The following is an 11,505-nucleotide window of genomic DNA, read 5'->3' on the forward strand; positions in this document are numbered from 1 at the left end:
ACGCCGGCGCGACCGCGCCGACCGCACGGGGCTTCGTCGTGGCGTGGGTCGCGGCCGGCGCCTGCCCTGTCGGGCGCCCGGGCCGACGGGACCGTTGGCCCCCGTTGTGGGCAGCTGTTCCGCTGGGGCGTGGGGGTCCCCCCGGACGGAGTCCGGGGGAGGGTGGGCACGACGAACGGCGCCCCTTGCCGGGCCCAGGCTCCCGCGCGCTGACCCGCACCCCGGGTGTGCGCCGCACTGTGGGTGCGGGTCCAGGCACAAGGGGCGGAGGCGCCGCCAAGGGCGCCGTCCGGTGTGCCCACCCGTCCCTCCCCCAAGGACTTCGTCCAGGGGGGAACCCCCAAGGACTTCGTCCAGGGGGGAACCCCCAAGCGGGACGATTGCCCACACGGCGGGCGCAGCGCACACGTGGGCATGGGGGACTCGACCTGCGACGGTGGAGGCCCGGGGGTTCGGGTCCGGGCCTCCCGTCCGGCGTCAGGCTGTTTCGCGCGGGGTGCGGCGGAAGCGGGCCAGAGCCGCGTCCCGCCGCACCGACCACCTCGTCGACGTCTCCGACCACCGCGCCGCCGTCGACCAGCGCAGTCGGGCGGCCGAGCGCGGGGCAAGGAGCGCGCGGAGGCGCATTCGGCGGTCGGCCGACGCCTGGAAGCCCGCCCGGATCCGGGCCGCCTCCTCCGCCAGGCCGGGAGCCGGCCGAGGGTTCGGCGCGTACAGCGCCTCCTCCACCGCCCGGGCCACCCGGTGCACCGTGTCGGCCGTCTCGCCGCCCAGCTCGCCCAGGCGGACGATCCGGGCCGCCGTACGCCTAGGGGTCTGCGACTCGTCGGGCTCGACCCCGTAGTCCCAGGCCGTGTCGATGATCTCCTGCCAGACCGCGAGCGTCCGCGCCGCCGTCTCCTCCGGGCCGCGTGCCCCGGTGGGGCCGGCCGGACCCAGCCGTCGTGCCCGTACCCGTGTACGCCACAGCAGGGGGAGGAGGGGGACCGCGAGGACCGCGAGGGCTCCCACGACGATCAGGACCACCGTCAGGGGGTCAGGGCCCCCGCCGGACGAGTCCGCGCCCGCCACGGCCTCCTCCGGGCCGCAGTCGCCGAGCCGGCGCTCCTGCGGCGTGCAGCTCTCCGAGGCACTGGGCGCGGCGGACGGCTGAGCCGAGGCGCTCTGCTCCGGCCGGGCGGGACCGGTGGCCGTACCCGAGGGCGCGTTGTCCAGGGTGTACGACGGGGTGGAGCCCCGCGAGGGGGTCGGCTCGAACCGTGTCCAGCCCACACCCTCGAAGTACAGCTCGGGCCAGGCGTGCGCGTCCCTGATGCCGACCGAGACCGAGCCGTCGGTCTGCGTCGTGCCCGGCATGAAGCCCACGGCCACGCGGGCCGGGATGCCCAGGGTGCGGGCCATCGCCGCCATCGAGAAGGAGAAGTGGACGCAGAAGCCCTCCTTGTCCTTCAGGAAGCGGGAGATCGCCTGCACACCCGTGCCGGACTCGACGTCCACGTCGTAGCGGAAGCCGCCGTCCCGGGCGAACCACTCCTGGAGCTTCACCGCCTGCTCGTAGTCGTTGCGCGCGCCCTTGGTGACCTGGAGCGCGGTCGCCTTCACATCGGCCGGCAACGAGGACGGGACCTTGGTGTACTCGCGGCGGAGCTTCTCCGGGGCGTCCCCGGCCGCGCCCAGCTGTTCGGACGTCGGCTGCACGGCCAGGCTGGAGACCGTGTAGCGGGCACCCTTGGTGGTCTGCTTGTCGTCGCCGACGAGCATCCGGCCGGCCGGCTCGTACCGCCAGCGGCCGTCGATGTCGACGCGGCCGGCCGGGTACGGCATCGGCAGCCACTTCTGCTCGTACCCCTCGGAGGCGACGAAGTTGCTGGTCACCTCGGTGATGCGGACGCTCTGGGAGAGTCCGTCCGGCCAGGGCAGCTGCTTGGGCACGGCCTCGATGGGGCGGACGGAGGACTTCCACGAGGTGCCGTCGAACTGGTCGAGGGCGACGAGCCGCAGGTACAGGCCGGAGGTGTCGCGCGCGTTGGTCCGGTAGCGCAGCACCTCCCGGTCCTCCGGCTGGCGGAGGTTGTCCTGGAGGGAGACCAGCGGGTTCACGGCCGAGATGGTGCCGCCGCGACCCTCGCCGCCGGTGCCCTCGCCGTCGCCGTTGCCGATGAGGCCGCCGGTGAAGCCGGGCAGGGCGAACGGGACGACCATGGCGACGCCCATGGCCACGGCACCGATGCGGCGGCCGGTGCGGGCCGGGGCGAAGGCGGGGCCGCCGCCGCCCGCGACGGACGAGCCGGGCCGGGCGGAGCGCTGGGCGCCGCCGAAGACCCGGCCCCACTGCGAGAGCCGGTCGCGGCCCTCGGCGAGCAGGAGCAGCAGATAGCCGGAGGCGGCGAGGAGGAACCAGAGCCAGCCGGCGCCGCCGCCGGAGAGACCGGCCGCCACCGAGTACAGGGCCAGCAGCGGAAGACCGGCCGGGGCCGCCTTGCGGAAGGTGACGGCGAGGGTGTCCACCATGAGGCCGATCGCGACCACGCCGCCGACCAGCATGAGCCGGATGCCCTCGGTGTCCGGCGCGGGGATCGCGTACCGGCTGACGTCCTCGGCGCCCGCCGCGAACAGGTCGGCGGCGTACGTGAAGGCCTGCGGGCCGGGAAGGAACCCGAGGATCGCCTGCTCGCGGGCGAAGATCGCGGTCAGCGCGAGGAGCGCGACGGCGAGCTGGGCGATCAGGGTCAGGGGCCGGGCCAGCGGTGCCCGCCGGGCCAGCGTTCCCGCCCCGCTCACCAGGGCGAGGACGAAGGCGGCCGTGAAGATCCAGGTCGCCGGCTTCACCAGGGGAAGCAGCGCTCCGGACGCCATCAGGGTGGCGCCCCAGGCGGCCAGGGTCAGCCGTGCGCGCCCGCTCATGACCATCCTCCGTAGGTGTCGGCGGCGGACTCCGCACGGACTCCGGCCGCCTGCTGCCACAGGTCGGCGAGCTTGGCCGCGGGCGGTACGGCCAGCGCCGTCCAGCCCGCCTCGCGCAGCTGCCGTACCCGGTCCTCGACGGCCCCGGCGACCGCGCCGCCGGTCAGCCAGGTCCCGGAGTCCAGGACGAAGGCGACGGCCGCGCCGGTGCGGTTCCGCATCCGGGCGGTCAGGGCGGCCTGCTCCTCGTCGAGATCGCCGACGAAGGCGACGAGCAGTCCCTCGTCGCCGCCGCGCAGCACGTCGGAGGCGCGGGAGAGACCGCCGCCCTCGGAGTGGTCGACGACCGCGAGGGTGTCCATCATCAGACCGGCCGACTCGGCCGAGTCCTGGGACGAGCCGGCGAAGCCCTCGGTGCCCTCGCCGGGCACGGAGCTGCCGGTGTCGGTGACGAGCCGGACCGCGTAGCCGCGCTCCAGCATGTGGATCAGGGCGGACGCGGCGCCGGAGACCGCCCACTCGAACGCCGAGTCGGGGCCGGAGCCCTGGTAGGCGATCCGGCGGGTGTCGAGGAGGACGGTGCAGCGGGCCCGCTGCGGCTGTTCCTCGCGGCGGACCATCAGTTCGCCGTAGCGGGCGGTGGAGCGCCAGTGCACCCGGCGCAGGTCGTCGCCGTGGCGGTAGGCGCGCGGAATGATGTCGTCGTCGCCGGCGAGGGCGAGCGAGCGCTGCTGTCCGTCGCCGTACCCCGAGGCCTCGCCGGCGAGCTTCACCGGCGGCAGCGCCTCGGTCCGCGGGACGACGGTGAGGGTGTCGTACGCGCTGAAGGAGCGGGTCAGCTCGCACATCCCGAAGGGGTCGTTGAGCCGCAGCTGGAGCGGGCCCAGCGGGAAGCGGCCGCGCAGGTCGGAGCGGACCCGGTAGGACACCTCGCGCCGGCCGCCCGCCTCGACCCGGTCGAGGACGAAGCGGGGGCGGGGCCCCAGCATGTACGGCACGTGGTCCTGGAGCATCAGCAGCCCGGTGGGGAGCTTGGAGACGTTCTCCATCCGCAGCTGGACCCGGGCCTCGGAGCCCGCCTCCACCCGCTGCGGGGTGAGCCGGCGGGAGGCCGCGACCCGGTAGCGGGTGCGGTGCAGCACGAGGACGCAGATCAGCGGCAGCGTGGCGAGCAGCAGGCCGACGCGCAGCAGATCGGCCTGGCCGAGGACGTACGCGCAGGCGGCGGCGGCCACTCCCGCGGCGAGGAAGGAACGGCCACGGGTGGTGAGACCGCCGAGGGCGGCCCGCAGACCGCCCCGGTCGTCCTCGTCGCCCCGCTGTCCGTCCGGCACGGCAGCGGTGGTCATCACAGCCGCCGGGCGCCGGGCTGCTGGCCGTAGAGCGGTCCGGCGGGCGGGGCCGCGGCCGGGACGGGGGTGCGCTGCAGGATGTCCTGGACGACCTGCTCGGCGGTGCGGCGGTTCAGCTGGGCCTGCGCCGTCGGCAGCAGCCGGTGGGCGAGGACGGGCGCGGCGAGTGCCTGGAGGTCGTCGGGCAGCACGTACTCGCGGCCGCTGAGCGCGGCGGACGCCTTGGCGGCCCGCAGCAGGTGCAGGGTGGCCCGCGGGGAGGCGCCGAGCCGCAGGTCGGTGTGGGTGCGGGTGGCGGAGACGATGTCGACCGCGTAGCGGCGTACGGCGTCGGCGACGTGGACCGCGCGGACCGCCTCGATCAGCTTGAGGATGTCGTGCGCGTGGGCGACCGGCTGGAGGTCGTCCAGCGGGGAGACCGAGCCGTGCACGTCGAGCATCTGGAGCTCGGCCTCGGCGCTCGGGTAGCCGATGGAGACCCGGGCCATGAAGCGGTCGCGCTGGGCCTCGGGCAGCGGGTAGGTGCCCTCCATCTCGACCGGGTTCTGCGTGGCGACCACCATGAACGGGCTGGGCAGCTCGTAGGTCTGGCCGTCGACGGTGACCTGGCGCTCCTCCATGGACTCCAGGAGCGCGGACTGGGTCTTCGGCGAGGCGCGGTTGATCTCGTCGCCGATCACGATCTGCGCGAAGATCGCGCCCGGCTTGAACTCGAAGTCCCGGCGCTGCTGGTCGAAGATCGACACGCCCGTGACGTCCGAGGGCAGCAGGTCGGGGGTGAACTGGATACGGCGCACCGAGCAGTCGATGGACCGCGCCAGAGTCTTGGCCAGCATGGTCTTGCCGACGCCGGGGACATCCTCGATGAGGAGGTGTCCCTCGGCGAGCAGCACGGTCAGCGAAAGCCGTACGACCTCGGGCTTGCCCTCGATCACACTCTCCACCGATCTGCGCACCCGCTCCACAGTGGTGGTCAGATCAGTGAGGCTCGCTCGATCGTCATAGGTGGTCACCCGGCCCTCCTCGGCCTTCCGGAACACGGACACCTGCCCCCGTGGAAACGTCGGAGGGTGTCGCACCCCAGCATTCTTGTTCGCATGGCCGGGTTGTGTCACTTGCGGAGGGACAAGTGCAAGGGAAATGCCGGGCTTTGGGTGTTTAAGCCGGGTCGGTCTCGGCGTCGGTCGAGGGATCGATCTCCCGCAGGAGGCCGGTGGTCACGTCGAAGACGAAGCCCCGGACGTCGTCGGAGTGCAGCAGGAAGGGGGAGGTCCGCACCCGCTGCATCGACTGCCGGACGTCCTGGTCGACGTCACGGAATGCCTCGACCGCCCAGGCCGGGCGCTGGCCGACCTCGTCCTCCAGCTCGTGCCGGAAGTCCTCGGTCAGCGACTCCAGGCCGCAGCCGGTGTGGTGCACCAGCATCACGCTGCGGGTGCCGAGGGCGCGCTGGCTGATGGTGAGGGACCGGATCACGTCGTCCGTGACCACGCCGCCCGCGTTGCGGATGGTGTGGCAGTCGCCGAGTTCGAGGCCGAGGGCGGCGTGCAGGTCGAGACGGGCGTCCATACAGGCGACGACGGCGACGCGCAGCACGGGACGCGCGTCCATGCCCGGGTCGGAGAAGTCGGCGGCGTAGCGCGCGTTCGCGTCGACGAGACGGTCGGTGACCGTGCCGCCGGTGCGTATGGCGTCGGCAGTGGGGTGCGCGGAGGTCGACATGCTTCCGACGTTAGTGGTCACAGGCCTTACGGGCCTGCTGTGAGAGGGGACAAAGAACCTCAATGAGCCTTGTTGTGAGGTAACCCACAGGCCTGGACGGCCCCGCCCCGAACGGGTGAGCCGTCCGGAATGTCCCGCCGGCTCTCCGGCGCCGTGCGACGCGCCAGCCGGTTGATTGACCGGCGGGTCCCGTGGACTAAAGTGACGCGAAGTTCACGGAGACAACGAGCGACTTCCGCGGTTTCTCCCCCCGTGTGTGCGGCGGTACCTACGGCTCGGCCTTCTTACCCGCTCGCCCGTACCTCCGCGCCGGATCTGAGAGGGCGCATTGAGCAACGACCGACACGTCCCGGTCATGCTCCAGCGGTGCCTGGACATGTTGGCCCCCGCCCTGCGGCGCCCCGGAGCGGTCGTCGTCGACTGCACCCTGGGCCTCGGCGGCCACAGCGAGGCACTCCTGCAGCAGTTCCCCGAGGTGCGGCTCGTCGCCCTCGACCGGGACAAGGAGGCCCTGCGGCTCTCCGGCGAGCGGCTCGCCCCGTACGGGGACCGCGCCACCCTCGTCCACGCCGTGTACGACGAGCTGCCCGAGGTCCTCGACCGGCTCGGCCTCCCCACCGTCGACGGTGTCCTCTTCGACCTGGGCGTCTCCTCCATGCAGCTGGACGAGGCCGACCGCGGCTTCGCCTACGCGCAGGACGCCCCGCTCGACATGCGCATGGACCAGACGACCGGCATCAGCGCGGCCGAGGTCCTCAACACCTACGCACCCGGCGAGCTGGTCCGCATCCTCCGCGCGTACGGCGAGGAGAAGCAGGCCAAGCGGATCGTCTCGGCGATCGTCCGCGAGCGCGACAAGGAGCCGTTCAGCAACAGCGCCCGGCTCGTCGAGCTCATCCGCGACTCCCTGCCGCAGGCCGCCAAGCGCACCGGCGGCAACCCGGCCAAGCGCACCTTCCAGGCCCTGCGCATCGAGGTCAACCGCGAGCTCGACAGCGTCGAGAAGGCCATCCCGGCGGCCGTGAAGGCCATCGGCGTCGGCGGACGGGTCGTCGTCCTCTCGTACCAGTCCCTGGAGGACCGGATCGTCAAGCAGGTCTTCGCCGCCGGCGCGGCCACCACCGCCCCGCCCGGCCTGCCCGTCGTCCCCGAGAAGTACCAGCCGCGTCTGAAGCTCCTCACCCGTGGCGCCGAGCTGCCCACCGAGGAGGAGGTCGCCGAGAACCGGCGCGCCGCCCCGGCCCGGCTCCGGGGCGCCGAGCGGATCCGGGAAGACGTCCTGTGAGCACGGCGAAGGGGCCGCTCAAAGGGCGGGCCGCGCGGCTCGGACGGCTCATGCCGTCGGGGCCCAGCTCGGCCGCCCGCACCCCCTTCGTCCTGCTGGTCGTCGTGCTGCTCGGCGGCGGCCTGATCAGTCTGCTCCTGCTGAACTCGGCCCTCAACCAGGGCTCCTTCAAGCTCAACGAGCTCAAGGACAGGACCACCGAGCTCACCGACGAGGAGCAGGCGCTCCAGCGGGACGTCGACGACTACGCGGCCCCCGACGCCCTGGAGCGGCGGGCCCGCGAGCTCGGCATGGTCCCCGGTGGCAGCCCGGCCTTCCTGGGCCCGGACGGCAAGGTGCTCGGCGAGCCCTCGGAGGCTGCCGCCCCGAAGCCCACCCCCACGCCGAGCCGGAGGCCGACGCCGAGCGGGAAGCCCACGCCGCCCGCCGCCACCGGTTCCCCGAAGCCGGGGACGACCACCGGCGCCGACGCCACCGGTCCCGCACGGACGGCGCCCGCACGCGCACCCGCACCGCCACCCACCCCGACGAACTCCGGCAGGTGACCCGCAAGTGCCCCTCAAGGAGCCCCCGCGCCGCCGCGTCCCCGGACCCGCCCGGCCCGCGCGCCCCCGGCCCGCCTCCGCCGGGGCCCGCACGTCCCGCCCCGCCCCGCGCCCGGCCGCGAAGCGGACCGCGCCCCGGCCGCCGGCCCGCCGGCCGCGCACCATCCGGCTCGGCAGCCCCCGGCCCCGGCTGCGGCTGGTCTCCCTCGGTCTGACCCTGGTCATGACGGCCTTCGTGGTGCGGCTGCTCCAGGTCCAGGCCGTCGACGCCAGCGCGTACGCGGCCAAGGCCGACAGGTACCGCTTCCAGGAGTACACGCTCTCCGCCGAACGGGGCGAGATCACCGACCGCAACGGCATCGCGCTCGCCGCCAGCGTCGACGCGTACGACATCACCGCCGACCCGCAGCTCTTCACGCCCGAGGTGGCCAAGGTCCCGGACGCGCCCGAGCAGGCCGCCGCCCTCCTCGCCCCCCTCCTCGGCAAGGAGCCGGCGGAGCTCGCGAAGAAGCTCCGTACCCCCAAGTCCCGTTACACGCTGCTCGCCCGCAAGCAGACCCCGCAGGTCTGGAACCAGATCAAGGACCTGCGGCGCGTCTACGGACAGAAGGCCCAGCACTCCGCCGGCGGCACCGGCGTCAACCTCCTCGGCGGCATCCTCAGCGAGCCCAGCACCAAGCGCGTCTACCCGAACGGCGAGCTCGCCGCCGGGATACTGGGCTACGTCAACGCCGAGGGCAAGGGTGCCGGCGGCGTGGAGTCGATGCTCGACCCGGAGCTCGCCGGCAAGGACGGCAAGATCCGCTTCACCCAGTCCGGGGGCCGCCAGGTGCCCACCGCGGGCTCTCAGGGCACCCCCGCCGTCCCCGGCTCCGACATCGAGCTGACCATCGACCGTGACATCCAGTGGGCCGCCCAGCAGGCCATCACCGAACAGGTGACGAAGTCCAAGGCCGACCGGGGCTACGTCATCGTGCAGAACACGAGGACCGGAGAGGTCCTCGCCATGGCCAACGCCCCCGGCTTCGACCCCAACGACCTCTCCGCCGCCAACGCCGCCTCCATGGGCAACGCGGCCCTCCAGGACGCCTACGAGCCCGGCTCCACCAGCAAGGTCATGTCCATGGCCGCCGTCCTGGAGGAGGGCAAGGCGGCCCCCGACACCCATGTCACCGTCCCCAACCGGCTCCACCGCGGCGACCGGCTCTTCAAGGACGACATCGACCACCCGACCTGGTACCTGACGCTCAACGGCGTCCTCGCCAAGTCCAGCAACATCGGCACCATCCTCGCCACCGGCCAGCTGGGCGCCACCCAGGCCGAGTCGAACAAGGTCCTCCACTCCTACCTGCGCAAGTTCGGCATGGGCAGCCCCACCGGCCTGGACTACCCCGGCGAGACCCCCGGCATCCTCGCCAAGCCGCAGGACTGGTCGACCTCGCAGCAGTACACGATCCCCTTCGGCCAGGGCCTCTCCGTCAGCGCGATGCAGGCCGCCTCCGTGTACTCGACCATCGCCAACGGGGGCGTACGCGTCGAGCCGACCCTGGTCCGCGGCACCAAGGGACCCGACGGGCGCTTCACCCCGGCCCCCAAGCCCGAGGAGTCCCGGGTCGTCAGCGAGAAGACCGCCAAGACCCTCGCCCAGATGCTGGAGTCCGTCGTCGACGACCGGGAGGGCACCGGCAACAAGGCCGCCATCCCCGGCTACCGCGTCGCCGGCAAGACGGGCACCGCCAACCGCGTCGACCCCGAGCTCGGCCGCTACAAGGGCTACACCGCCTCCTTCGCCGGATTCGCCCCCGCCGACGACCCGCAGATCACCGTCTACTGCGCCATCCAGAACCCCACCAAGGGCAGCTACTTCGGCGGCCAGATCTGCGGCCCCATCTACAAGAAGGTCATGGAGTTCGCCCTCAAGACCCTCCACGTCGCCCCCACGGGCAGCGAGCCCGCCCGACTGCCGGTCATCTTCGACCCCACCCCGTGACCCTCCGGGAGCACCAGTGACAACGATCACCCCCCATTCCGGGAACCGGAAATCGAACTCCGGCGAGGCCCCGGGCTCTTTTGGCCCCCCACAGGGTGCGCCCGGTACGCTCACCGCCGTGCCACACGCTGATCAGTACCGAACCGCCCCGCCCCGGCCGGAGCAGGCCCGCCCGACACCCCTGGGCGACCTGGCCGCGCAGCTGGGGGTCGACGCCCCCGCAACCGCCGAGATCTCGGGCATCACCCACGACTCCCGGGCCGTGCGACCCGGCGACGTGTACGCGGCCCTGCCCGGCGCCCGCGCCCACGGCGCCGACTACGTCGCCCAGGCCGCCGGACTCGGCGCCGCCGCGATCCTCACCGACCCGACCGGCGCCGAACGCGCCGCCGCCACCGGCCTGCCGGTCCTGGTCGTCGAGAACCCGCGCGGCCGGATGGGCGAACTCGCCGCCGAGATCTACGGGCGACCGGGCGCCGACCTCCTCCAGATCGGCATCACCGGCACCTCCGGCAAGACCACCACCGCCTACCTCGTCGAGGGCGGCCTGCGCGGCTCCGGACACCACACCGGGCTCGTCGGCACCGTCGAGATGCGGATCGGCGACGAGCGCATCAAGTCGGAGCGCACCACCCCGGAGGCCACCGACCTCCAGGCGCTCTTCGCGGTCATGCGCGAGCGGGGCGTCGACGCCGTCGCCATGGAGGTCTCCAGCCACGCCCTGGTGCTCGGCCGGGTCGACGGCTGCGTCTTCGACGTCGCCGTCTTCAACAACCTCAGTCCCGAGCACATGGAGTTCCACTCCGACATGGACGACTACTACCGGGCGAAGGCCGGGCTCTTCACGCCCCGGCGCAGCCGCCTCGGTGTGGTCAACCTCGACGACGCCTACGGCCGCAGGCTGGCCGGCGAGGCGACCGTCCCGGTCGTCACCTTCTCCGCCGAGGGCCGCGCCGACGCCGACTGGCGCGCCGAGGACCTCGTCCTCGGGTCCCACGACTCGACGTTCACCGCCGTCGGTCCCGCGGGGGAGCGGATTTCCGCCAAGGCCCCGCTGCCCGGCCCGTTCAACGTCGCCAACACCCTCGCCGCGATCGTCACCCTCGCCGCCGCCGGCATCGACCCGAAGAGCGCCGCCGAGGGCGTCGCCGCCGTCCCCGGCGTACCGGGCCGCCTGGAGCGGGTCGACGCGGGCCAGCCGTACCTCGCCGTCGTCGACTACGCGCACAAGACGGACGCCGTCGAATCGGTCCTGCGCTCCCTGCGCGAGGTCACCGAGGGCAAGCTGCACGTGGTCATCGGCTGCGGCGGAGACCGGGACACCACCAAGCGCGGCCCGATGGGCGCCGCCGCGGCCCGGCTCGCCGACACCGCCGTCCTGACCTCCGACAACCCCCGCTCCGAGGACCCGCTCAAGATCCTCGCCGCCATGCTCGCGGGCGCCGCCGAGGTGCCCGCGGAGGAACGCGGCGAGGTGCTCGTCCTCGCCGACCGTGCCGCGGCCGTCGCGGCCGCCGTCGCCCGCGCGCAGCCGGGCGACACCGTCCTCGTCGCGGGCAAGGGCCACGAGCAGGGCCAGGAGATCGCCGGGGTCGTACGCCCCTTCGACGACCGTCAGGTCCTGCGCGAGGCCATCGCCGACCGCTCGCACACCCGGGCTTCCGCGCCGGGCGGAACAGCCAGCCACCAGAACAGTCAGGGATGAAG

Annotated in this window: 8 protein-coding genes; 4 read left to right on the forward strand and 4 right to left on the reverse strand. The window is 73.5% G+C overall.

Annotation, left to right across the window (positions count from 1 at the left end):
* Positions 1-477 precede the first annotated feature (477 nt).
* From IF00_RS0104640 to IF00_RS0104655, 4 genes are all read right to left on the reverse strand, one after another.
* On the reverse strand, positions 478-2,904 hold the full coding sequence (locus IF00_RS0104640) for a transglutaminase TgpA family protein (protein WP_030314490.1): 2,427 nt from the start codon (positions 2,902-2,904) through the stop codon (positions 478-480).
* Positions 2,901-4,253: a DUF58 domain-containing protein gene (locus IF00_RS0104645; protein WP_030314493.1), complete on the reverse strand. Its 1,353-nt coding sequence runs from the start codon at positions 4,251-4,253 to the stop codon at positions 2,901-2,903. Before IF00_RS0104645 ends, IF00_RS0104640 begins: the two co-directional genes overlap by 4 nt.
* Positions 4,253-5,269: an AAA family ATPase gene (locus IF00_RS0104650; RefSeq protein ID WP_030314495.1), complete on the reverse strand. Its 1,017-nt coding sequence runs from the start codon at positions 5,267-5,269 to the stop codon at positions 4,253-4,255. Before IF00_RS0104650 ends, IF00_RS0104645 begins: the two co-directional genes overlap by 1 nt.
* A 145-nt stretch (positions 5,270-5,414) precedes the next feature.
* Positions 5,415-5,978: a beta-class carbonic anhydrase gene (locus IF00_RS0104655; RefSeq protein ID WP_030314497.1), complete on the reverse strand. Its 564-nt coding sequence runs from the start codon at positions 5,976-5,978 to the stop codon at positions 5,415-5,417.
* 328 nt (positions 5,979-6,306) lie between these two features.
* On the opposite strand from IF00_RS0104655, the gene rsmH reads away from it, so the two are divergent.
* From rsmH to IF00_RS0104675, 4 genes are read left to right on the forward strand one after another with little or no spacing between them, the layout of a single operon-like run.
* On the forward strand, positions 6,307-7,263 hold the full coding sequence (rsmH, locus tag IF00_RS0104660; RefSeq protein WP_078944541.1) for a 16S rRNA (cytosine(1402)-N(4))-methyltransferase RsmH: 957 nt from the start codon (positions 6,307-6,309) through the stop codon (positions 7,261-7,263).
* Positions 7,260-7,808, forward strand: a complete 549-nt coding sequence (gene ftsL, locus IF00_RS0104665) for a cell division protein FtsL (RefSeq protein WP_030314500.1) — start codon at positions 7,260-7,262, stop codon at positions 7,806-7,808. Before rsmH ends, ftsL begins: the two co-directional genes overlap by 4 nt.
* A gap of 7 nt (positions 7,809-7,815) precedes the next feature.
* The gene (locus IF00_RS0104670) at positions 7,816-9,798 is read left to right on the forward strand and encodes a peptidoglycan D,D-transpeptidase FtsI family protein (RefSeq protein ID WP_030314502.1); all 1,983 of its coding nucleotides are present in this window, start codon (positions 7,816-7,818) and stop codon (positions 9,796-9,798) included.
* 16 nt (positions 9,799-9,814) lie between these two features.
* Positions 9,815-11,503, forward strand: coding sequence for a UDP-N-acetylmuramoyl-L-alanyl-D-glutamate--2,6-diaminopimelate ligase (locus IF00_RS0104675; RefSeq protein WP_030314504.1), 1,689 nt, complete (start codon positions 9,815-9,817; stop codon positions 11,501-11,503).
* Positions 11,504-11,505 lie beyond the last annotated feature (2 nt).

The sequence above is a fragment of the Streptomyces flavochromogenes genome (assembly GCF_000717595.1).
GTDB classification, from domain to species: domain Bacteria; phylum Actinomycetota; class Actinomycetes; order Streptomycetales; family Streptomycetaceae; genus Streptomyces; species Streptomyces flavochromogenes.